The 22,536-nt window shown below is 62.5% G+C and carries 23 protein-coding genes; 13 read left to right on the top strand and 10 right to left on the bottom strand.

The genetic code is table 11. The features are described from left to right. Positions 1 to 4 precede the first annotated feature (4 nt). Both BC360_RS01235 and BC360_RS01230 read left to right on the top strand, forming a co-directional pair. On the top strand, positions 5 to 931 hold the full coding sequence (locus BC360_RS01235; RefSeq protein ID WP_065793960.1) for an MYG1 family protein: 927 nt from the start codon (positions 5 to 7) through the stop codon (positions 929 to 931). Between the two features lie 52 nt (positions 932 to 983). Continuing rightward, on the top strand, positions 984 to 1,802 hold the full coding sequence (locus BC360_RS01230) for an arginase family protein (protein WP_065793959.1): 819 nt from the start codon (positions 984 to 986) through the stop codon (positions 1,800 to 1,802). 51 nt (positions 1,803 to 1,853) lie between these two features. Here the strand turns inward: BC360_RS01230 and BC360_RS01225 are convergent, their stop codons facing one another. Then, positions 1,854 to 3,644 carry an adenylate/guanylate cyclase domain-containing protein gene (locus BC360_RS01225; protein WP_065793958.1) on the bottom strand — a complete coding sequence of 597 codons (1,791 nt, stop codon included), beginning with the start codon at positions 3,642 to 3,644 and terminating at the stop codon, positions 1,854 to 1,856. 325 nt (positions 3,645 to 3,969) lie between these two features. Between BC360_RS01225 and BC360_RS01220 the strand changes: the two genes are divergently transcribed. The 3 genes from BC360_RS01220 to BC360_RS01210 all read left to right on the top strand — a co-directional run bounded on the left by BC360_RS01220 (position 3,970) and on the right by BC360_RS01210 (position 6,940). Continuing rightward, positions 3,970 to 4,641, top strand: a complete 672-nt coding sequence (locus tag BC360_RS01220; protein ID WP_083222378.1) for a peroxiredoxin — start codon at positions 3,970 to 3,972, stop codon at positions 4,639 to 4,641. Positions 4,642 to 4,800: 159 nt separating this feature from the next. Then, positions 4,801 to 5,838 (top strand): MBL fold metallo-hydrolase, encoded by a 1,038-nt coding sequence (locus tag BC360_RS01215; protein WP_065793956.1) that lies wholly within the window; start codon positions 4,801 to 4,803, stop codon positions 5,836 to 5,838. An 892-nt stretch (positions 5,839 to 6,730) separates the two neighbouring features. After that, a complete protein-coding gene (locus BC360_RS01210; protein ID WP_025427573.1) occupies positions 6,731 to 6,940 on the top strand; it encodes a cold-shock protein in 210 nt (69 codons plus the stop codon). Positions 6,941 to 7,087: 147 nt separating this feature from the next. On the opposite strand, the gene BC360_RS01205 is transcribed toward BC360_RS01210, so the two are convergent. The 6 genes from BC360_RS01205 to BC360_RS01180 form a co-directional block, all read right to left on the bottom strand. Beyond that, positions 7,088 to 7,486 carry a hypothetical protein gene (locus BC360_RS01205; protein WP_065786905.1) on the bottom strand — a complete coding sequence of 133 codons (399 nt, stop codon included), beginning with the start codon at positions 7,484 to 7,486 and terminating at the stop codon, positions 7,088 to 7,090. 69 nt (positions 7,487 to 7,555) lie between these two features. Then, positions 7,556 to 7,786: a hypothetical protein gene (locus BC360_RS01200; RefSeq protein ID WP_065786906.1), complete on the bottom strand. Its 231-nt coding sequence runs from the start codon at positions 7,784 to 7,786 to the stop codon at positions 7,556 to 7,558. Positions 7,787 to 7,828: 42 nt separating this feature from the next. Next, positions 7,829 to 8,062 carry a hypothetical protein gene (locus BC360_RS01195; protein ID WP_065793955.1) on the bottom strand — a complete coding sequence of 78 codons (234 nt, stop codon included), beginning with the start codon at positions 8,060 to 8,062 and terminating at the stop codon, positions 7,829 to 7,831. Between the two features lie 236 nt (positions 8,063 to 8,298). Then, on the bottom strand, positions 8,299 to 8,514 hold the full coding sequence (locus tag BC360_RS01190; RefSeq protein WP_065786909.1) for a hypothetical protein: 216 nt from the start codon (positions 8,512 to 8,514) through the stop codon (positions 8,299 to 8,301). A gap of 14 nt (positions 8,515 to 8,528) precedes the next feature. Next, a complete protein-coding gene (locus BC360_RS01185; protein ID WP_065786910.1) occupies positions 8,529 to 8,816 on the bottom strand; it encodes a hypothetical protein in 288 nt (95 codons plus the stop codon). Positions 8,817 to 8,885: 69 nt separating this feature from the next. Further along, positions 8,886 to 9,071 carry a cold-shock protein gene (locus BC360_RS01180; protein WP_161491350.1) on the bottom strand — a complete coding sequence of 62 codons (186 nt, stop codon included), beginning with the start codon at positions 9,069 to 9,071 and terminating at the stop codon, positions 8,886 to 8,888. Between the two features lie 171 nt (positions 9,072 to 9,242). Between BC360_RS01180 and BC360_RS01175 the strand changes: the two genes are divergently transcribed. The 5 genes from BC360_RS01175 to BC360_RS01155 all read left to right on the top strand — a co-directional run bounded on the left by BC360_RS01175 (position 9,243) and on the right by BC360_RS01155 (position 14,050). Further along, a complete protein-coding gene (locus BC360_RS01175; RefSeq protein WP_244512648.1) occupies positions 9,243 to 9,881 on the top strand; it encodes a metal-dependent hydrolase in 639 nt (212 codons plus the stop codon). A gap of 395 nt (positions 9,882 to 10,276) precedes the next feature. Further along, the gene (locus BC360_RS01170; protein ID WP_413813721.1) at positions 10,277 to 11,206 is read left to right on the top strand and encodes a glycine betaine ABC transporter substrate-binding protein; all 930 of its coding nucleotides are present in this window, start codon (positions 10,277 to 10,279) and stop codon (positions 11,204 to 11,206) included. 47 nt (positions 11,207 to 11,253) lie between these two features. After that, positions 11,254 to 11,913, top strand: a complete 660-nt coding sequence (locus tag BC360_RS01165; protein WP_065794244.1) for a L,D-transpeptidase — start codon at positions 11,254 to 11,256, stop codon at positions 11,911 to 11,913. Positions 11,914 to 12,091: 178 nt separating this feature from the next. Then, positions 12,092 to 12,397, top strand: coding sequence for a hypothetical protein (locus BC360_RS01160; RefSeq protein WP_139109869.1), 306 nt, complete (start codon positions 12,092 to 12,094; stop codon positions 12,395 to 12,397). A 717-nt stretch (positions 12,398 to 13,114) separates the two neighbouring features. Further along, positions 13,115 to 14,050, top strand: a complete 936-nt coding sequence (locus BC360_RS01155; RefSeq protein ID WP_065787046.1) for a DMT family transporter — start codon at positions 13,115 to 13,117, stop codon at positions 14,048 to 14,050. A 651-nt stretch (positions 14,051 to 14,701) separates the two neighbouring features. On the opposite strand, the gene BC360_RS01150 is transcribed toward BC360_RS01155, so the two are convergent. Further along, positions 14,702 to 15,286 (bottom strand): class I SAM-dependent DNA methyltransferase, encoded by a 585-nt coding sequence (locus tag BC360_RS01150; protein WP_244512658.1) that lies wholly within the window; start codon positions 15,284 to 15,286, stop codon positions 14,702 to 14,704. Positions 15,287 to 15,726: 440 nt separating this feature from the next. On the opposite strand from BC360_RS01150, the gene BC360_RS01145 reads away from it, so the two are divergent. Continuing rightward, complete coding sequence (locus tag BC360_RS01145; RefSeq protein WP_083222377.1) at positions 15,727 to 16,359, top strand: glutathione S-transferase family protein; 633 nt, start codon at positions 15,727 to 15,729, stop codon at positions 16,357 to 16,359. A 112-nt stretch (positions 16,360 to 16,471) separates the two neighbouring features. Here BC360_RS01145 and BC360_RS01140 read toward each other — a convergent pair whose 3' ends face one another. Then, a complete protein-coding gene (locus BC360_RS01140) occupies positions 16,472 to 18,100 on the bottom strand; it encodes an arylsulfatase (protein ID WP_065793952.1) in 1,629 nt (542 codons plus the stop codon). A gap of 333 nt (positions 18,101 to 18,433) precedes the next feature. Between BC360_RS01140 and BC360_RS01135 the strand changes: the two genes are divergently transcribed. Both BC360_RS01135 and BC360_RS01130 read left to right on the top strand, forming a co-directional pair. Continuing rightward, positions 18,434 to 19,663: a PLP-dependent aminotransferase family protein gene (locus tag BC360_RS01135; protein WP_065793951.1), complete on the top strand. Its 1,230-nt coding sequence runs from the start codon at positions 18,434 to 18,436 to the stop codon at positions 19,661 to 19,663. 296 nt (positions 19,664 to 19,959) lie between these two features. After that, positions 19,960 to 20,730 (top strand): siderophore-interacting protein, encoded by a 771-nt coding sequence (locus BC360_RS01130; RefSeq protein WP_065793950.1) that lies wholly within the window; start codon positions 19,960 to 19,962, stop codon positions 20,728 to 20,730. Between the two features lie 249 nt (positions 20,731 to 20,979). Here the strand turns inward: BC360_RS01130 and BC360_RS01125 are convergent, their stop codons facing one another. Continuing rightward, positions 20,980 to 22,398 carry an MFS transporter gene (locus BC360_RS01125; protein WP_083222376.1) on the bottom strand — a complete coding sequence of 473 codons (1,419 nt, stop codon included), beginning with the start codon at positions 22,396 to 22,398 and terminating at the stop codon, positions 20,980 to 20,982. Positions 22,399 to 22,536 lie beyond the last annotated feature (138 nt).

The raw sequence follows: 22,536 nt of genomic DNA, 5'->3' as shown, positions 1-22,536 counted from the left end.
CGGCATGATCCCAGATTTCCTCGTCACCCATTCCGGTGGCTTCCATGCCGATGAGCTGCTGTCGAGCGTCATCCTGACCCGGCTGTTTCCGGCGGCGCGCATCATTCGCAGCCGGGCGCCGGAGTGGATCACGCCAGGCGGCGACCGGATCATCTACGACGTCGGCGGCGCCTATGACGCCGCAGCCGGGATTTTCGATCACCACCAGCGCGGCGCCCCTCTGCGCGACGACGGCCAGCCCTTGAGCTCGTTCGGCTTGATCTGGAAGCATTATGGCCGCGATTATCTCGCCGCCTCTGATGTCCCGCAGGCGCATGTCGAGGCGGTGCACGCCTCGTTCGACAGGAGCTTCGTGCTGCCGGTCGATCTGGTGGACAATGGCGCGCTCAGCCCGTCCGTTGCCGGGCCGCTTGCCGGGCTGACGCTGCCGGCGCTCCTGGAAACCTTGAAGCCGGATTTCGACGAGACCGACCCTGAGGCCGATGATCGCGCCTTCCATTCAGCACTCGCCATCGCCCGGAGTTTCGTCGAGGCCAGCATTGGGCGCAGCGCCGCAAAGTTGCGGGCCGAAGCCGTCGTGCACCAGGCGATCGTCGAAACCGGCGAAGGCCGCGTGCTGGAGCTTCCGATGGGCATGCCCTTCCGCCCCGCCATCGTGAAGGCGGGCGCCGATCATCTGCTGTTCGTGGTTCACCCGCGCGACAAGGACTGGTGCCTGACCGGCATCCGCCGCGCCGACGAAGGGTTCGAGCTGCGCGCAGACCTGCCTGCCGCCTGGGCGGGCCTGACCAACGGCGACCTGGAGGCCGCCTGCGGCGTTGAGGGCGCAAGCTTCTGCCACAACGGCCGCTTCATCGCCGCTGCCAAAACCCGCGAGGCGGCACTGGCCATGGCGGAACTGGCGGTAGCGGAGGCTGTTGCAGCCGGGTGAGGTTTGGGTCGACAGCCCTCGGATACTCTGGGCGAAGGATTAGGGCGTTCAAATGAGCATCGCATATACGGTTTTTCAGGGACGTGCAGGGGACCACAATGATCTGGCGATGCCGGGAGCGAGAGCCATCGGCGAAGCGCTGGAACGGAAAACGGGTATCCAGCCCGTCGTGGTCGGCAACCCCGAACCGGCTCTGAATATCGGCTGGCGCGACGAACTGGATGCTGCGATGCCTGCGCTTCGCCAAGTGCAGGCAAGGTTTGACGAGGTATTCGCCAGCGGCGGCGTTTCGATCGCCGCGACCAGCCGCTGCGCCGTTTCATTGGCGACTTTGCCTGCCGTCGCAAAACACCATCCTTCGGCCTGCATCGTCTGGTTCGACTCCCATGCCGATCTCAACACGCCCGAGGCCACGACGACCGGCTACCTCGGTGGCCTCGCGCTTGCCGGGCCCACCGGACTTTGGGAGTCCGGCCTCGGGACAGGGCTCGGGCTTGATCGGATCGTTCTGGTGGGCCAGCGCGACCTCGATCCGTTCGAAGAGGACCTGATCGAACGCCATGCGATCCCGCATATCAAGCCGCAGGACGACCTCGTGGCGGGCCTGCAGAAGGCGATCGCTGGCCGGCCGGTCTATGTGCATCTCGATTGCGACGTCCTGAATCCGGGCATCGTCCCCACCGACTACGTGCATGAAGGCGGACTGTCGCTGGACGACCTGCGCCGCTGCTGCGAGGTGATCGCCCAGCATCCCGTGATCGGTATCGAGATTGCGGAGTTCCAGAATTCCTGGACGCCGACCGGCGAGGCCGTGTCGCCTCAACTGCTGCTCGATGCGCTTCAGCCGATCCTGTCCAAGCGACAGGCTTGAGTGACGGTAACAGGCTTGGCGGCAATTGGGCACACGAGCAACCCGCCCCCCTCACGCCACCAGCCCCGCCTTGCGCAGTCCCTCGACACGGCGTTCGAAATCGTCCGGGTTGCGGAAGGGCAGGACGCGGCGGCGGCGGGCGATGGAGAAATTGGGGTTGAGTTCGAGCGCGCGGTTCCACGCCTGGCGGCTTTGCTCCGGCCGGCCGAGGTGGCCGTGGCAGGAGGCGAGCAGGGCATAGGCGGTTTCCGAATGCGGGTTTCGCATCAGCCGGGCCTCGATCGCCAGGATCGCCGTTTCGTAATTGCCGAGCGAAAAGTGGGCGTCGCCGAGGAACTGCAGCAGCACTTCAGGATAGAGCGGGTCGAGCCGCATGGAGATTTCGAGTTCGTCGAGCGCTGCCTTCGGATCGCCGGAGAAGATCAGCGCGTGGGCAAGCGCCATGTGAAGCTGCGCCGAGCTGGGTGCAAGCGCCAGCCCCAGTTGCGCCTCCTCTTTCGCGCGATCCAGCTCTCTCATCCACATGCAGGCGATGCTGAGCGAGCAGTGGCCGTCAGGCTGGTCGTTGGCCATTGCTACGGCCCGCTCGGCAAGCGCCCGGCCGGTGCGCAACGACTGCTCGGGGTCGGCGCTCCAGTCGTTGACGTAGTCGAGCACGTGGGTGAAGGCGATGAGCGCATGGGCTGCGGCATAGTCCGGGTCGATGGCGATGGCGGCTTCGGCCAGGCTGCGCCCGGCGGCATTGGCGAGAAGGGTGTGCACTGATGCCTGCTCGCGGCCGCGCAGCAGCAGCTCGTAGGCCTTGACGTCGACGGGGCGGCCGCCGGCGAGAGGGTTCTGGCCGCCGCCCGTCAGCTGGACTTTCAGCGCCGCGACGATCTCCCGCGTCAGTTCGTCCTGAACGGCAAAAATATCGGTGAGATCGCGGTCGAAGCGGTTGGCCCAGACGTGGCCGCCATCATTGGCATCGATCAATTGCGCGGTGACGCGCACGCGGTTGCCGGCCTTGCGCACGCTGCCTTCGAGCACGTAGCGCACGCCGAGCGCCTTGGCGACCTCCGGCACGGAGACGGCGGCGTTCTTGTAGACGAAGGACGAGTTGCGGGCGATGACATGCAGCTCCGGCAGCCGGGAGAGATCGGTGATGATGTCCTCGCTGATGCCGTCGGAGAAATATTCCTGCTCGGCATCGCCGCTCATGTTGTCGAAGGCGAGCACGGCGATGGAGGGCTTTTCGGGCAGGTGGTACGAGGACGGCGGCTGCGGCTGCGCCTTTACCGGCGAGGGGACCGGCACCGGGTCATTGGCCCCATGCGCAAGGCCGATCTCCAGCGCATAGATCCGGATCGGCTCGACGATGTTCTTCAACTGCGTGGCGCCGAGGTCGGTTGCCGCCAGGTCGAGCCGCGCCTTTACCTGGCGGTAGGCATCCTCGGAAAGGCAGATGGAGCCGGGGCGGGCGATGCCTTCCAGCCGCGAGGCGATATTGACGCCATCGCCCATCAGGTCGCCGTCGCTTTCCTCGACGACGTCGCCGAGGTGAATGCCGATGCGGAACTCGATACGGCGATCCTCGGGCACGCCGGCATTGCGCTCCAGCATGGCGCTCTGCACCTCGATGGCGCAGCGCACGGCATCGACGACGCTGCGGAACTCGATGAGGCTGCCATCGCCGGTGCGCTTGACGATGCGGCCGTTGTAGACGGCGATGGTGGGATCGATCAGGTCGCTGCGAAGCGTGCGCAGCCGCGCCAGGATGCGCTCTTCATCGAGGCCGGCCAGCCGGCTGTAGCCGACCACGTCAGCGACAAGGATGGCCGCAATTTTCCGCGTATCGCTCATGGACGCCCGCTCCGACCTGATACCAACCTGCGCTGATATTGACGTATTGCGCCGGGCCTTTTGGGTGGGCCGTGTGTCGGCCACCGGCAGCGTCGCAATCCTCGAGCGATGCCGAGGCATCGCTCTGAGGTCCGCTCCTTCCCGGATGACCGCACACGGTCCCACGCAATCGGTCAATATCGGCGCAGGTTGGTATGACGCCAGATTACCACAGCGGCAAGGCCGCCGCCTCTCGTCTCTCTACCTCTTCTTTAGAAGTTGCCTATCGCATCAAAAGTGGCAAACTTCGTAGCTTGTATGGCTGAGGCCAGAATATCTTCAAACGATGGGGTCTACCGTGACACTTGCAATCAACGACATCGCACCGGATTTCCAGGCGGAGACCACGGAAGGCAAGATCCAGTTCCATGACTGGATTGGCGATTCCTGGGCTGTCCTGTTCTCGCATCCGAAAGATTTCACACCCGTCTGCACCACCGAACTCGGCTACATGGCCAAGATCAAGCCGGAATTCGACCGGCGCGGGGTAAAGATCATCGGGCTTTCCGTCGATCCGCTCGACCGCCACGCCGGCTGGGTCGCCGACATCGCCGAAACGCAGGGCGCCGAGCCGAATTTTCCGATGATCGCCGACATCGACTACAACGTATCGAAGCTCTACGGCATGCTGCCGGCGCCGGTATCGGGCGACCCGACGCAGCGCACCGCGGCCGATAACCAGACCGTGCGCAACGTCTTCGTCGTCGGGCCGGACAAGAAGGTCAAGCTGATCCTGGTCTATCCGATGACCACGGGCCGCAACTTCGACGAGGTGCTGCGGGTGATCGACTCGCTGCAGCTGACGGCCAAGCACAAGGTGGCGACGCCGGTGAACTGGAAGCACGGCGACGACGTGATCATCGCCGGCTCGGTCAGCGACGAGGAAGCCAAGCAGAAATATCCGGAGGGCTGGCGTGCGCCAAAGCCCTATATCCGGATCGTGCCGCAGCCTCAATAATCGCCGGGGCGGCCTGCCGCGCCCGCGCCGCTCGCATGACGCCCTGGACCGGAGTTGGTCCCGGGAAGGATGATGCGGTCGTTTTTTCAAGTGTCAGCGCATCCAGCGGGCTGGATCCGTCCCCGCAGGATGCAGCAGGTTCGTGGAAGGGAGAAGCCGATGATCTTCCGTCAACTCTTCGACAGCACCTCCGGCACCTACACCTACCTCATCGCCAGCCGGCAGGGCGGTGAGGCGCTGATCATCGATCCGGTTCTGGAAAAGGTCGAGCGCTATCTGCAGCTGGTGCGCGAGCTCGACCTGAAACTGGTCAAGGCGGTCGATACCCATCTGCATGCCGACCACATCACCGGGCTGGGCGCGCTGCGCGACCGCACCCATTGCATCACCGTCATGGGCGAGCAGTCGATGGCCGATGTGGTCTCCATGCGGGTCGCGGAGGGGGACCGCGTCGCGATCGAGGGCTTGAGCCTCGATGTGCTGTACACGCCCGGCCATACGGACGACAGCTATTCGTTCCTGACCGGCGGCCGGGTTTTTACCGGCGACACGCTGCTCATCCGCGGCACCGGCCGCACGGACTTCCAGAACGGCGACCCGCGGCAGCAATATGATTCCATATTCAACAAGCTGTTGAAGCTGCCCGACGACACGCTGGTCTATCCGGCCCATGACTATAAGGGCGACACGGTCTCGACCATCGGCGAGGAAAAGCGGTTCAATCCGCGCCTGAAGGTGCAATCGGTCGACGAATATGTCGACCTGATGAACAATCTCAAGCTGCCGAACCCGAAGATGATGGATGTGGCGGTGCCGGCCAACATCCATGTCGGGTTGCACCAGGAGGAGATCGCGCGCAAGGGCTGGGCGGTTTCGGCGGTGGAAGCGCTGGCGCTGAGAGGACGCGCGGACGTGGCGATCGTCGACCTGCGCGAAAGGGCGGAGCGGGAAAAGCACGGAGCCATTCCCGGCGCGCTGCACGCGCCCTATCCGGAACTGCAGGAAAACATCGGCGCCGGCGGCATGCTGCATGAACTGGCGCTTGCGACCGGCAAGCGCATCGTCTTTTACTGCGCCTTCGGCGAACGCTCGGCGATGGCGGTCGAGGCGGCGCAAGCCGCCGGATTGATCGGCGCCTGCCATATCGAGGGCGGCATCGATGCCTGGAAAAAGGCAAACGGGCCGCTGGTGCGCTAGCGCCGCGCGTCAGACATGACGCGCAAAGGACGCTGTAACGCTCTAAACTTGCTGCATAATCTTTTCCTTAAATCGGATCCGATTTAAGGAGTTATGCAGGAGCCGGACGGGGTGGGGCAAGCGGCGAGTTCATCGGCAGATCTGTGCTCGTCACAGGGACCAGCCGTGCTGCGTGCGCGGAGCGATGGAGCCGAAGACAGCGCTTCCGCAAAAGAGTGATCCCGCCGCCGCCGGCGTATCGGCGTGGATTCCTGTGACGAGCAAAGGAATGAGGGAGGGCGGACGCCGGCGAAACACGGGTACGGGCGCGATGGCGGAGGAGCGGGGAAGGCAGGTGGCGTGCCGGCCGCTGCCGATGATTCTTTCGAGCTGTTACCCTGGGAACACCTCTCGCCTCGAAGGTCGGCTAATATCCAACACATGCAAGGCAATGACCTTTGCCAAGAGCAATGCGAACCATCTGATCGCCTCCCAGTCAGGTGGTTCACGTGATCCCGACGAGCCTCCCCGTCGGTGATCCGCATCTGCCAAAGACCCGTCGCGTGCTGACCGCGGCGGGTCTTTTCTCGTTTGGCCCGTCGTGTGGCATCAGCAGCGCGCCTGCCGGCCGCTGCGACGCTTGAATCTGCGGCACAAGGGCCCGCGGCCCGCTACGGCTGCTGCGAATTATGCCATCCAAATGCTCCGCAAACGGTATACGTATTTCCATAGTTGATATCGCTCCTTGCTAAGAACACAATGTGCCTGTAAAGGATCCGCCATCGATCTTGCTTGCTGAGCTTTGTTTTCTCGCCGACCGGCGTTCAAGCTGACCTTTCCTATCAAAATCGATCTTACTTCCGTGTCCGGTCCAGAGCCGGCCGGCGAACTTTTTGATTGAAAGGAAATTCTTATGAATACTGGAACCGTAAAGTTCTTCAACACCACCAAGGGTTTTGGCTTCATCGCTCCGGACGACGGCGCAACCGACGTTTTCGTGCACGCTTCTGCCGTTGAACGCGCCGGCATGAGCTCGCTCGTCGAAGGCCAGAAGGTCCGTTTCGACATCGTTCGCGATGCACGTTCGGGCAAGAGCGCTGCCGACAACCTGTCTGCTGCGTAATCACCGATATTTCGTCTCTGGTCTTTGACCACGGATGTACTGGCACTGGCCATTGAGACGATATTGAGAAGGTCGGGATTTCCCGGCCTTTTTCTTTGCGCGTCATTCAGCCCGCAGTCGTTGCGGGTTCCGCCGTCTGCTCTTCAATTATTCGAATGTCTCCTTGGAGCCGTCATCATAGACGACCGCGTGCACGCACGTGTGGGTGGTGATGTCTTCTGCATTGACCTTCAGGAGCCGCTCGATGGTGAAGGGCCCCCAGACCCGCGTGTCCGTGAAGCTGCCGCGGGCGGGAATGGCGATATCTCTATCGATGACCAGTGGACCGATCGTGGCGCCCAACCTGTCGGTAAAGCCCAGTTGCGCATCGAGCATGCGGATGCCTTTTGCGGCGCTGGAGCGAACGGTGAAGGACAGCTCGTTCATGTGGCTGTCGATCGGTTTTATCGACCATGTTGAGATTGTCAGCAGGCCGTCGTTGCAGGCGGACAGGGCTGACGACGAGCCGGCCAGAGCCAGGGCGAGACCCAGAAGGACGCGACGCATGCACTTTTCTCCGGTTGCGGGAGGGCAAGAAGATATTGTGGCTGCTCACCCGCTGGGCGTGATTGGCGCTCATGGGTCTGCGATGTGGTGAAGGTAGAAGGAATGGGCTGCCGCCAGCAGGGATTTCTCCGTCGAAAGCGGCCCGCTAAACGCCGCCATCAGAAATCGGGCGAGGTGTTCGGATCGGGTCCCCTCTCGCGGGATGTCGTATTCGATGCAGATGGCCTCGAAGACGCGACGGAGCATGTCGATCTCCGCATCGGTCAGGGCGGCAACAATTTCTGCGGAAACTCCGTGCATGTGTATTTTCCTCGGTGCCTATGTTGGCGAGCGGATTGCCGCTCAATGCGTGTTCAGGATCGTCAGAGCCTTGTCTGCGTTGCGACGATTGAGGCCGGTCATGGTCCATAGCCCGATATGCGCCGGTGTGCCGGTGAAGACGTGATAGATCGTCCAGGATCCGTCCGCTTCGACGCGTCGGCCGAACTGGTAGAGATCGCCGCTCTGACGCGGCGGGCCGCCTTGGGCCTGCCAGCCCAGGAGCGTGTGTTTTTGCTGTTCGTGGCTCATGTTCATGTCAAATCCTGCTTGTTGCGGGTCATAAAAGGCGATGTCGCTCCAATGTCTCACGGCCGCGCCGCAATTTGACGGCGCGCACGTTCTCGCCTTTCTGTTCACCGTCCGACATGGATTTCGGCTTTCGGGCAGACGTCTTTCGAGTGATCGGCTTGCTGGTGGGGGCCATTGCCGGCGCGCCCCTCCATTGGAGCAGTTGCTTCAGTTTTCCGTAGTAGGTCATGGTGGTTCCTTTGTTAGTGGCGGGGCATGCCCCACTCGATCGGCTCCAGGTTTTCCTCTTTGCTGACGCGGTCCTGACCAAGCTCGTCGTTGCGAATTCGGTACTGGGGCTGGCTGTCGCGGACCGGCATGATGGCGGTGATGCGGTAGGTTTCCGCGGCATTCGGCGAGATATGGCTGCGATCCCTGAGGCGGACCGATAATCCAACGGCGAAGCGATGTGCGGACATTGGTTCTTGACCTTTTAGGGTTGGAATGCCCGGGTGGGAGCATGCTTGGCGTGGTCGATCGCGATGATGCGATCGAGCTCTTCCGGCGCGATCGCGACCAGGCGCATGCGTTGGCCATTGCCCGCGGTCGCCGGCACCTTGATGAACGTGGCGACGCGGTGATAGGCGAGCCACGAAATGCCTTCGATCAGTTCTTCGTCATCATCCACCTCATAGTCGCCGGCCGCGAGCAGTCCTTCGATATCGGGCAGCCGGAAGGGTTCGCTGAAGTGGATCGTGCGGTGCTTGGTTCTGCTGAACATGACGTCTCCTTCCGACGCCGGCATTTGCTCGGCGTTGCGGCCATGACAATCGGTTCGTTGTCGACTGCGTCAGAGCCGCAGGTTGCGGGCGGCGATGCGCCCTTTTTCGTCTTTCCAAATCTCGAAGCGGAAAGTCTGGCCCGGAAAGATCGATTTGATGCCAGATCTATAGAGCGCCCGCGCATCGACATAGACTGCGCGGCTGCCGTCTTCCGGCTGAACAAAGCCGTAACCACGGTTGAAGTCGAAACGCATGATCGTTCCTGTGATCATGTCAGCACACGGCGTTGGAGCAATGCCGAGCGTGCGCGGCGCGCACCCTTCAGCACTCGAAAATGGGGAAAATGGCGGGTCGAGAGCCTCTGACGCCGCGAAAAGCCAAGCTGGCCAATGTCGATGAAACACTGTGAGCTTTAATTGCGCCTAATGCAAGGTCGCCGCGAATTCGGCCAAATGCGTTGCAATCTCGCTCCTGTTCGCGTCATGCATTTACACGCCTACATGCTCCGGGAGACCATTGTGTTTATTGCTCATTTGCCAGCCGGCTATCTGCTCAGCCGTTTCATCGCGCGCGGCAGACCGGCGCAATCCGGTGCGATCCTTGCCACAGGGATACTATGCTCGGTCCTGCCGGATTTCGATCTCGCCTATTTCTTTCTGATCGACGGCCGGCAGACGCCGCACCATGACTACTGGACGCACACGCCAATATTCTGGCTGGTTATCGCAGCCGGTCTGGCGCTGGCTCTGACGATGAGCGGAAGACGCAATCAGCTCATTCTCGTCGGGGTGGGGCTGGCGAACGTGCTGTTGCATCTGCTCATGGATTCGGTTGCCGCCGATATCCGCTGGCTGCATCCGCTTTCGGATCTTCGCGTGAACCTCGTGCACGTTCCGGCGCTCTATAAACCGTGGTATGTCAACTTCCTCTTCCACTGGACCTTCGTGGCCGAGCTGCTGATCGTGCTTTTGGCCGCCGTCGCCGCTGCGCTCGACTGGCGGCGCTGGCGCGGCCGGGCGGTGGCCGTGCCGGCGGCGCATTACAGCGCCGCGCGTCAAATATGACGCGCTAAGGACGCTGTAACACCCTAAACTTGCTGCATAATTTCCTCCTTAAATCGAACCCGATTTAAGGAATTATGCAGTAGCCGGCGGACCGAACCTTGCCCGCCCTGGGGACAACTGCCGGCTGAGCGAAAAAATAACAGTTGTTTCAATGTCCGGTACAGCCAGGCGTTGACGGATGTCGATCCTGTAGGCATCCTGCCGGCCAAAGAAGACAGGGCGGCGGAAAACGTCGCCGGGGCCGCGACAAGGCCCGACCACGGGAACAGTTGCATTCGATAGGGCACGGGCATCGCCCGCCGCCCGCTCTACCTTTCATACGCATTCGCAAGTCATTCAGGTCGATCGGTCAAAGCTGTTCGGAGGGGACTGTGAAGAGACGTCTAGAGTTCTGCATGTCCGCCTGCCTGGTGCTTGCGCTCGGTTCTGCTGCTCCTGCTGCGGCGGCCGATCTGGTGATCGCCATGCCCAACTGGCCGTCCGGCCAGGCGACGGCCAACATCCTCAAGGTCAGCATCGCCAAGAAATTCGGCCTTAATGCCGAGGTCAAGGAGCTCGGCACGCTCAACGCCTTCGTCGGCTTCGAGACCGGCGAGGTCGATATCCAGCCGGAAGTCTGGCAGCCCAATTTCGGCGACATCGTCAAGAAATATGTGACGGACAAGGGTGTTGCGACCCTGAGCGCGCGCAGCGTGCCGGCCTGGCAGGGGCTCTGCGCCACGCCGGAGGCGGCAGGCACGATCAAGACGATCGCCGATCTCAGCGACCCCGAGAAGACCAGGATCCTCGACACCGACGGCGACGGCAAGGGCGAGCTGTGGATCGGCGCGCCGACCTGGCTCTCGACCGGCATCGAGCGCACCCGGGCCAACAGCTACGGCTATGGCGCCAACCTGACGCTGTTCGAGGCGGAGGAAGAGGTGGCGATGGCAGGTGTCGACGCGGCGATCGCGACGGCGCGGCCGATGGTGTTTTATTGCTACGCGCCGCACCACGTCTTCGAGCTGCACAAGATCGCCCGCATCGAGGAGCCGCCGCACGATCCGGCCAAGTGGAAGATCGTCGGCGCGGACGACCCCCTGTGGATAGCCAAGTCGACGGCTGCGACCTCCTGGGACGCGGCGCATTTCCAGATCGCCTATGCCACCGGCTTCGGCAAGAAACACCCCGATATCGCCAAGTTCCTCGATCAGGTCGATTTCTCGCCCGAGGAGGTGACGAAGATGAGCTACGCGCTGGAGGTCGAGCGGCAGGCGCCGGCCGACTACGCGAAGAAGTGGGTGGACGACAACGCGGCACGCATCGACGGGTGGGCGAAACAATGACGACGACACCGGATCGAAACGCAGCCGATGCAGGAAGCTCCAAGTTCATGACCCGGGCGCGCAGACTTGGGCTGGTGATGCTGGCCGCGGGCCTATGCCTCGGGCCGCTTGCGGCGCTGGCGCAGACCCAGATCTACGACGCCAGAACCAAGAAATGGGTCAATTACGACAAGAAGAAAGCGCGGCAGTACTATGCCCGCAACAACCAGCTGCCGGAGGCCTTTCGCCGGCAGGTGGTGACATTCCGCACGGCGGAAAAGCCGGGCACGATCATCATCGACGGCAACCAGCACTTTCTCTATCTGGTCCAGCCCGGCGGGCAGGCGATCCGCTATGGCATCGGCGTTGGGCGCGAGGGGTTTGGCTGGGCCGGCATCGTGCGCGTCGGGCGCACGGCGGAGTGGCCGACCTGGACGCCGCCGCCCGAAATGGTGGCGCGTGATCCCAATGCGGCGAAATGGGCAGCCGGCATGCCCGGCGGGCCGGACAACCCGCTCGGCGCCCGGGCGCTCTATCTCTACGAGGGCGATGCCGACACGATCTACCGCATCCACGGGACGGTGGAGCCCTGGACGATCGGGCTCGACGTCTCGTCCGGCTGCATCCGCATGAACAATGACGACGTCACCGACCTGCATTCGCGGGTCGAGGTCGGGGCCAAGGTGATCGTGCTGATGCAGGGTGCGGCACTCTACAAGGGTGTCTGACCAGGCAGCCCGGCGGGAGCGAACCTGAGATGGCGCTCCCGGCTGGACCTGCCACGCCGATTGCCTTGAGGTGGGACTGTTTGAAAGGAAGCCGCCAGCCGGTCTTTGGGGCAAAGGGCGGGCAGGGCAGCGGGCTACAGGATTTGAAAGGGGAGGATTTTTGGTGATCGAGGGGATGATGCGTTCAAAGCGTTGGCTTCTGGCGGCAGGCACTGGCCTTGCCTTTCTCGGCGGCTGCCAGTCGCCACCGAAACCGGAGGAGATGGCGCGCACGAGCCTGCAGACGGCACCCGCCGATCTGCAACTGATCTGCGCCAACGCGGCTGCGGGCACCGCACAGGTCGACAGCAGCAAGGTTCTGCCCACAAGTTCACGCCAGCTGGATGCGGCCTCCTACAGCGTCGATCTCGACGCCGGCGGGCGCAAGTTCAACTGTATCGTCGACAGCAACGGCAGCGTGAAGTCGGTCCAGCCGATCGCCTAGAGCATTTTCAGGAAAAGTGCGAAGCGGTTTTCCGTCAGAAAATGCGTAAAAACAAAGAGATAGAGCATTTTCAGGAAAAGTGCGAAGCGGTTTTCCGTTACAGCGCCGCGCGTGTTATCAGACGCGCAAAGGTCGCTGTAGCACCTTGAATTGCTGCATGTTTTTATCCCTAAATCGGGTAGGATTTAAGGAAACATGCAGTAGGAAATGCTTGGAAAGAAAGAGCTAGAACGCTTCTGTGGCTCCGCCTGAACCGGTAACGCTCTGACTCGGCGCATGAGGGCGGCTACTGCATAATTCCTTAAATCGGAATCGATTTAAGGACAAAATTATGCAGCAACTCAAAGTGTTACAGCGACCTTTGCGCGTCTAAATAGACGCACGGCGCTGTAGATGCTTCCGTTCGATGTGGTGCGCCTGTCGTCGACCCGAAATCGCCGGGCGGTTTCGGATCTCGCTTGTCGCGTGCCATCCACTGCCAGCGAGACAGGGCGTCCAAGCGGCGCTCTGGTGCTTCGGGTTTCGGCAGCACTTCTCCTTGAGCCAGAGCCAGTTTGAAATGCGGCATAAGTAGCCTCCGGAGCGGGTTGAACTGGACATGGGAGTGATAACGCAACACTGCGCCACGTCGCATTTCCGTTACCCGTTGGCCGTATCCGGCAGCGCAGAATTCCGCTTCCGTGCGAAAACAAGCGCTTGCGGATGGAGACAAGCGACGTGAAGACGATACCGACGCTGATCGGCTTTCTGGCTATCGTGACCTGGTCATTCCTTGCGCTTCTTTCCACCGCCGCGGGGCCGATCCCGCCGTTTCAACTGGCAGCGATGACGTTCCTGCTCGGCGGGCTCGTGGGTGTCTCGAGCTGGGTCGTCCGCCCGGCTGCGATAAAGTCGCTGCGCCAGCCGTGGCAGGTCTGGGCGCTCGGCACGGCGGGGCTCTGCATCTACCACTGCGCCTATTTCTTCGCGATCCAGTCGGCGCCGCCGGTCGAGGCCAGCCTGATCGCCTATCTGTGGCCATTGCTGATCGTGGTGTTCGCGGCGTTCCTGCCGGGCGAGAGGCTGCAGGCGCACCACATTCTCGGCGTGATCCTCGGTCTGGTCGGCGCCATCCTGGTGATTACCAAGGGCGGTAGCGTCGGGCTGGCCGAGGGCGTGAAGCCCGGCCACCTGATCGCCCTGTTCTGCGCCTTCGTCTGGTCCGGCTATTCCGTTTTGTCCCGTCGCTTCGGCCAGGCGCCGACAGATGTAGTGGCAGGCTATTGCCTGATCACGTCAGCCGTTGCGTTTGCGCTGCATCTGACGCTGGAAACCACCGTCTGGCCGGAGACGTGGGTGCAATGGGCGGCAATCGTCATTCTGGGGGCAATACCACTCGGGGCCGGTTTCTACGCCTGGGACTACGGCTGCAAGCATGGGGATATCATGATCCTTGGCGCTCTGGCCTACGCCGCACCGCTGCTCTCGGTCATCGTCCTGCTGCTGGCGGGGTTCGGCGTGTTTCATTGGTCGATCGCGGTTGCTTGCGTCCTGATCACGGTCGGGGCTCTGCTTGCGGCCAAGGATATGCTGTTCAAGCGACGCAGGACCGCACCTGCGGCAGAGCCGCAATTCACGGCGGGCCCGAACTCGAAGAGTGCTCAGCGAGACTGAGCGGCAGCCGACGGCGATCCTTGCTTGTTTGACGTGTCGGCCATCAGCTCCGGCATCGGCTTTCAGCCTATCGGGAAACGTTCTTGGCTCCGCGTTGCACGAGACGGTCACAGGTCGCGGCCGCGGCGTCTGCAGCCATTGTCAGCCATGACGGGCGCGTCGGCAGCACGCCCACTGGTTGTGGTTTCGGTGATTTTTGACTGGTAATTTGTTTGTGCAATGCAGTATTTTTTCGCTGCATCGCAAGATTTTATTTCGAAATTGACGTTGATCAATAAAGTATATTTTCCTTGAAACCTTCCCATCGGAACAAAATCATGCTCTCATAGGTTTAGTGGGAAGGAGGATGTATCATGCCAAACATTCTGGAGCACTTTGCACTTTTCGATGCCCTGATCATCGGCGCGATCTGCACGCTTCTAATCCTGAGCTACTTCAGCCGCGAAGCCTAGAATAAGGCTTCGGCCTGAACGGTCCGCATGGATAGGGTCGGGTCACCGGCCTTTGCGTTCTGGTGCTGGACAGCCGGGACCACGGTATCGCAGTGCGGAGCCTGCTGCGGGTGATCTGCTCTTCCTGGATGCCTTTGCCTCTCCACTTTTCGATCAAGGTTGCTGCCGTGCGGCGTGTCCGTCTGCACGTTCAGGGGGCTCAAGGTATCGGGCGGTCAGCCGTGGCCGTCACATGCAGCCAGCGGGTCGGCTGGTTGTCGTAGCCGCCGCCATCTGCCTCCTCGATCAGGATATTCGACCATCCCGCCCACTCGAAGCAGGTGCGAAGCCAGGCGGCCGAGGGATAGTTGAAGTAGCGGCCGAAACGGTCATGGCCTTCCCGTTCGCCGGCCTTGAAACTCGCCTGCAGCAGGCCGCCCGGCCGCAATGCCCGGTGAACGCGCACCAGCACATCGGGCAATTCGGTGCGTGGCACGTGCAGCAGCGAGGCCTCCGCCCAGACGGCGTCGAACCTCTCGCTCCACTCGATTTCCTGAAAGGTGACGACCTCGACCTTGCGGCCGATCCGCCGCTCGGCGGCCCGCGCCAGTTCCACGGATCCGTCGCAGGGCGTGACCTCAAGCCCGCCCTCGATCAGATGCAGGCTGTCATGGCCGCCGCCGCAGCCGAGATCGAGCACGGCGGCACCGGGCGCAAGCCGGGCGATGAAGGCGCTGAGGCGATCCGTCGGCGGCTTACGGTCGCGCGCCGCGTAGGTCTCGGCATTCTCCCGGTAGAAGGCCATGGTGTCGTTGCTGGTTGTCGTCACTTCGGTATTCCTCTTGCGCACCCAAATCATTCTAGTCGAGCGTCTGACATGCGGTAGCGTGATTGCGCCAGTACTGCGCACGTCCGCTCGCTACTGCGCCGCGCGTCAATTATGACGCGCTAAGGACGCTGTAACACCTTAAACTTGCTGCATAATTTTCTCCCTAAATCGGTTCCGAATTAAGGAATTATGCCGTAACCAAATCGCCCATCTTCGCGATGCCGCGCAACGCATTTCGCCGAACAAGGCGAAAGGGGAACCCGCAGCATGCGCTGATTTTTTTAGAAGCCTCTGTCGGATCGGGGTGTCCTGCCGCGTCCTTGGAAAGCGACCACGAAATTGCGATGATGGAAGAAGGGTCGCCGTTCTGACAGTGCGCAGACGCCGCAGTCTGACCGAACCTGAGGAGAGCCAAGATGATGAAACTGTATGGATTTGGTCCGACGCGCTCGCTTCGCGCGCGTTGGGCCCTTCACGAGCTTGATGCGGAATTCGAGTTCATTCCCGTCAGCTTGCTCGCCGGCGAAAACCGTCACCCCGACTTTCTGCGCCTCAACCCCGCCGGAAAGGTTCCGGTGTTGGTCGACGGCGATCTTGTGCTGACGGAATCCGCCGCGATCGTCATGTATCTGGCCGAAAAATATGGCGCCAAGGGGCTGATGCCCGCCGACCTGACGCAGCGGGCGCAGGCCTATCGCTGGTCGCTGTTTGCCGTCACCGAACTGGAGCAACCGCTGTGGCGGATAGCCAAGCACACCTTCCTGTACCCCGAAGACAAGCGCCTGCCCGAAGACATTGCTCTGGCCAAAGAGGAGTTTGTGGCGATGGCGCAGGTGCTTGAGCGCCACATGGATGGGCGCGCGTTCATCGTTGGCGACAGCATGAGCATCGCCGACTGCGTCACCGCCTATGTCATGGACTGGGGCAATGAAGTCGGGCTGATCGACGGTTGCCCCAATCTCAAGGCCTATCTTGAGCGGATGTACACGCGTCCCAAGGCGCCGCAACGGATTGCGGATGCCCTCGCAAGGCTTGAGCCTGTGGACTGATGGGCGTTGTTCGCCAGCGGGCGAAATCGGGGGCGAATGTCCTTCGCCCCCGATGAGGATAGCCTGGTGCGTTTCCGGCGGGGCCGCAGAAACGCTCCATCATCACCGGGCGCTATTTGCTGCCCGAACCGGACAGCTTGTCCATGACCTCGTCGAGGTTGAAGCTCGCCGGCTTCTGGCGGATCGGGAAGTCCTTGAAGCTCTCCAGCCACTTGGCGACCAGCGCCTGCGAGGGCACGAGGATGAACGAACGCTCGGCCATCCAGCGGTCGTATTCGAAGGACTCCGGTCCGCGCTCGAAGGGGTCCGCCCGGATGTTGAAGATCCAGGGGACGCGAAGGTTGGTAAATTCGCGCTGCCATACGCCAAGGCCCGTATGCTCCTGGACCTTGAAGTTGACCTTCCAGTCCTGAAAGCGGATCGCGACGAGTTCTCCGTCATCGTTCCAATAGAGAAATTCCCGCCGGGGAGCATCGGCGACCTCGCCCCGGAAGTAGGGCATGAGATTGAAGCCATCGAGATGGACCTTGAAGGTCTTGCTGCCGGCCTGATAGCCGGCGAGGCACTTCGCCACGACGTCAGGCTCGCCCGCTGCCGCGCAGAAGGTCGGGATCAGGTCGTAGTGCGAGAACATGTCGTTATAGACCGTGTTCGGCTTGATGACGCCCGGCCAACGCATCAGCATCGGAACGCGGAAGCCGCCTTCCCAGTTGGTGGCCTTCTCGCCACGGAAGGGCGTCGTGCCGCCATCGGGCCAGCTCATGACTTCGGCGCCGTTGTCGGTGGTGTAGATGACGATGGTGTTTTCGGTGACGCCGAGATCGTCGAGCTTCTTCAGGAGTTCGCCGATATGGCCGTCATGCTCGACCATGCCGTCGGGATAGAGGCCCTTGCCGGTCTTGCCCTGGGATTCCGCCTTCAGATGCGTGAAGATGTGCATGCGGGTGGAATTGAAGTAGCAGAACCAGGGCTTCTGGGCATTGTGCTGGCGGTCGATGAATTCGAGGGCTGCGGCCAGGAATTCCTCGTCGACCGTTTCCATGCGCTTCTTGGTCAGCGCGCCGGTGTCTTCGATCCTGCCATCCGCATAGGAATGGATGACGCCGCGCGGACCGAAGTGTTTGCGAAACTCCGGGTTCTTTGGATAGTCGGGATTTTCCGGCTCTTCCTCGGCGTTGAGGTGATAGAGATTGCCGAAGAATTCGTCGAAGCCGTGGTTGGTCGGCAGGAACTCGTCCTTGTCGCCGAGATGGTTCTTGCCGAACTGGCCGGTGGCGTAACCGAGCGCCTTGAGGAACTCGGCGACCGTCGGATCCTCCGGCTGCAGGCCGAGATCGGCGCCGGGCAGGCCGACCTTGGTGAGGCCGGTGCGGATCGGCGACTGGCCGGTGATGAAGGCGGCGCGGCCGGCCGTGCAGCTCTGCTCGCCATACCAGTCGGTGAACATCGCGCCTTCATTGCCGATGCGGTCGATATTCGGCGTGCGATATCCCATCATGCCGCGGTGGTAGATGCTCGGGTTGAACCAGCCGATATCGTCGCCCATGATCATGAGGATGTTCGGCTTGCCACCGCCGGCCGTGGCCGGCGCGGATTGCTGGGCGCTTGCCGGTGTCGCTCCGCCAGAAGCGGTCAGCGCCGCAGCCGCGAGCGCGCTGCCGGCAAGCAGGAGGTCTCGCCGGCTGACGCCCGATGGATGCTCGTTGTCTGATTGATCGCCGTCTCCCTGATGCGTGCTCATGGCGTGTTTCTCCCTATCGTTGAAGGATTGAGAATGCGGCCTGTGACTTGCATGAATGGAAGGCGGGACTGTGCGCCCTGTTCCGGCGGCGGACAAGCATGTAACAGTTACGTCATGCCTTCGGCGGGGCGCATGCGCGAGGATGGGACCGGCTGACGTTACGTCGATAGCATGACGTTAAGTGAAGTGCGGCGAGGGTCAGAAAGTGCCGCGATTTAGGTCAATAACATTGACATAAATTAGCCGCCGTGATCCTGTCGAAGGACAAACGAGAATGCGGGACCAAGCCTGGAGGCGCTGCCCCGCTCCAATAATCCTTGAGGAAACGACCCAATGCTGGACTGGGACCATATATTCGCGACGCGCTCTAGCCGGATGCGCGCCTCGGAGATCCGCGAACTGTTGAAACTGCTCGACCGCCCCGACATCATCTCGTTTGCCGGCGGCATTCCTGATCCCGAGCTGTTTCCGGATGTGGAGTTCAGGGATGCCTATGCGGAGATCTTCGCCGGTCCGGCCGTAAGCGCAGCACTTCAATATTCGGTCAGCGAGGGCTACAAGCCGCTGCGCGAATGGCTCGCCAAGCAGATGGAAGCGCTCGGCATTCCCGCCACCGTCGACAACATTTTCATCACCTCCGGTTCGCAGCAGGGCCTCGACTATATCGGCAAGCTGTTCCTGTCGCCGAACGACACCGCGCTCGTCACCTGGCCGACCTATCTCGGCGCGCTGCAGGCGTTCAACGCCTATGAGCCGCACTACGACCAGCTGAATCCCGGCGGCAACCGCACGCCTGCGGCCTATACCGAGGCCGCGAAAGCCGCTGGCGGCCGCGTCAAGTTCGCCTATCTCTCGGCCGACTTCTCCAACCCGACGGGCGAAACGGTGGATCGGGCAGGGCGCGAGCGCGTGCTCGACCTTGCCGAAGAACTCGATATCGCCGTCATCGAAGATGCGGCCTACCAGTCGCTGCGCTACGACGGCGAGGCGATCCCGCCGATCCTGGCGCTGGAAATCGCGCGCAAGGGTGACATCAACAACACCCGCACCGTCTATTGCGGCTCGTTCTCCAAGACGCTGGCGCCGGGCCTGCGCGTCGGCTGGGTCTGCGCCGCGGAACCGGTGATCCGCAAGCTCGTTCTCCTCAAGCAGGCGGCCGACCTGCATTCCTCGACCATCAACCAGATGGCGATCTGCACGGTGGCCGAGCGTGGTTTCGAGGCGCAGGTCGCCAAGATCCACAAGGTCTACAAGCACCGCCGCAGCGCCATGCTGGCTGCTCTTGAAAAGTACATGCCTGATGGCGTGACCTGGACCAAGCCCGAAGGCGGCATGTTCGTCTGGGTGACGCTGCCGAAGGGCATGGATGGCGCCGCACTGCTGGCCAAATCGCTCGAGACGGCCAAGGTCGCCTTCGTGCCCGGCCGGGCGTTCTTTGCCGACGGTTCGGGCGAAAACACGCTGCGCGTCTCGTTCTCCTGCGCCAATGACAAGATGATCGAAGAGGGCATCCGCCGTCTCGGCGATCTCGTGCGCGGCGAAGCGGCGGCACTGGCCGCCTGACGGCGCCACCCGGTTTTGCATCCAAAGGCGCGTCGGCTGAAGCCGGCGCGCTTTTTTCGTTTTGCGGGCCGGTGGCGGCGCAGCGTCTGGGCCGCAATGGCCGGCGTGCCGAAGGTGCGCTTTCGCAACGCGTTGCGCCGGAGAGGCATCTCGGCTACAACGGGCGAAATGGTCGGGCGCTGTCCGGCCACGTAAGCGTTAACGTCACTCAACGCGTATGATCGAACGGCTCTGCGGTTTCGATCTGCGCGACTGTGTCCTGCGGATCGAGATTTGCGAGCCCCTAGAGGACACAGATGGACAATACTCAATCCTCTCTCCATAGCCCGAACGCCCCCAGGATCGAGCGCGTGCGCCACGAGCTCAAGCGACGCGCGCTTGTTGTAACCGATGTCGAGCGGATCACGCCCGGCATGCTGCGCATCACGCTCGGAGGCGACGACCTTGCCGATTTCGTCAGCCTTGCGCCGGACGATCACGTCAAGATCCTGGTGCCGGCAGCCGACGGCACGGAGGAGCGCCGGGACTATACGCCGCGCCGCTACGATGCCGCCGCCCGCTCGCTCGTGCTTGATTTCGCGCTGCACGAGGCGGGGCCGATCACGCAGTGGGCGATGAACGCCCGCCCGGGCGATATCTTGAACGTCGGCGGTCCGCGCGGCTCGGCCGTCGTTTCCAACGTCGGGCGCTGGCTGCTGATCGGCGACGAGACGGCGCTGCCGGCGATCGGTCGACGGATCGAGGAGGCCGGCGCTGGCGCGCGCATCACCAGCATTACCGCCGTCGCTGACGCTGCCGAACAACAGGCGTTCGAGACGAACGCCGAGCTGACATGCCATTGGGCCTATCGTCCCCTGCATCAGGCGACCGATGCTTCAGCGCTTCTGACCATCCTCCGTTCGGTCGTCATCGAGCCCAACACCTTCGTCTGGGTTGCAGCCGAAGCCTCGGTGACGCGGGCGATCCGGGCCCACCTCACCGAGGAACGCGGCTATCCGCTCTCCTGGATCAAGGCTTCGGGATATTGGGTGAAGGGCAAGGCGGACAGCACGGAGAAGTTCGAGTAGCCGCCACGGCGCGGACCAATCGCTTGAAGCGCGTCGCGATCTCCAGGATTCGATTGCCGCGTTTCAAGTTCTTGTTTCTTCGCATGTCGTCATCGCAGAACCGCAGCGCACATCCGCGCGGTCGGCTCCTTGCCGGATGGCCGCACACGCCCCACGCAAGCGGTCAATAACAGCGCAGGTTGGTCTGGCGTTGCGGGACTGTACGTCGGCGCCGGCGACCGACCGATGGTCGGGCCGGCGCCGGGTTCCTCAGCGGCGGCGATGGATCAACTGCGCCAAAAGCGTCAGGACGGCAAAGGCCAGGATGACGAGGACGCCGGGATAGAGCATGGCAAGCTGCGTGCCGGGCATGATCGCGGCGGTGACGACGGCAAGGCCGCAGGCGCCACCGACCTGCAGCGAGCTGTTGAGCAGCCCGGCGGCAAGACCCTGTTCCTCGTCAGCGACACCGCTGGTTCCGGCGACCATCAGCGCCGAGATGCTGAGCGCAAAGCCGATGCCCCAGAGCAGCGATGCGGGCAGCAATACGGTCCACAGCTCAGGCGTCGGGCCGATCCGCAGCATCAGGAGATAGCAGGGCACGAATGCCGCAAGTCCTGATATCAACACGCGGTGGACGCCGAAACGGTTCATCAAGGCGCCGAGCTTCGGCCCGAGGATGACCACCATGAGACCGGCAGGCAGGAGCACCAACGCCATATGCAGTGGCTTCCAGCCCTGAAGGTTCTGCAGATAGAGGGCGATCAGGAACTGAAAGCCCATGGCGCCGCCATAGAGCAGGGCGGCGCTGACATTGGCGGCCACCAGGCTGCGGTTGCGGAAGATGCCGAGCCGGATCAGCGGCTGTTCGACATGGCGTTCGATCAGCAGGAAAGCGACGAGAAGCACGGCGGAGAGGGCAAAGCCGCCGGTCGTGCGCAGCGAGGTCCAGCCGGTATCGGCGCTCGAGGCGATCGTGAAGACGAGCAGCAGCATGCCGGCGACGAGGGTGACGGCGCCGCCGAGATCCGGTCGCAGACGCGCGGTGCGCGGCGCATCCGGCGGCAGGAAGCGCAGGGCCGCCAGCATCAACAGCACCGCGATCGGCGCCGGCAGCACGAAGATATAGCGCCAGTCCAGCCCGGCGAGCAGGCCGCCGACGATGAGGCCGGAGGAGTAGCCAGAAGCTTCGAAGAGGTTGAAGATGCCGAAGGCCTTGTTGCGGTGGGGGCCTTCGGGAAAGGTCGTGGTCAGCAACGACATGGCCGCCGGTCCGGTGAAACCCGCGGTCATGCCTTTGATGAAGCGCGAAACGATCAGCAGGATCGGATCGTTGGTGATCGTGCCGAACAGCGACACCACGGCAAAGACGCCGAGCCCGACGACCAGTACACGCCTGCGGCCGAACAGGTCTGCACAGCGCCCGCCCAGAAGCAGGAATCCGCCGAAGGCGAGGATGTATGCACTGACCAGCCATTGCGCGGTGGCGGCGCTGATGCCGAATTCATGCTGGATTTCGGGGATCGCTACGGCAATCATCGAGATATCGAGCCCGTCGAGCAGGATCACCCCGCTGAAGATGAAGAGCGCACCCCAAAGGCGCGCCGGCCAATGCAGCGCGTCGTCGCGACCGGCCGCAAGGCCGGCGCTATCTGACCGGCCGTCGCTCGGGGTCAAGCCAACTGACATATGTTCACTCCATGGAAATTTGGGCGCCGCGACACGGAAATGTGCGGTCCCGATGGTTGCGATCGTCAATGCTCTCGACCATCACCGATTGATCGCTCATTGAAAAACAAGTAGTTCTCGATGGATCGTTAAATGAGG

Source organism: Ensifer sp. LC163, assembly GCF_001695855.1.
GTDB lineage: Bacteria > Pseudomonadota > Alphaproteobacteria > Rhizobiales > Rhizobiaceae > Ensifer.
Note: the sequence above shows the minus strand (reverse complement) of the source record. Positions and strands in the feature narration are given on the sequence as shown.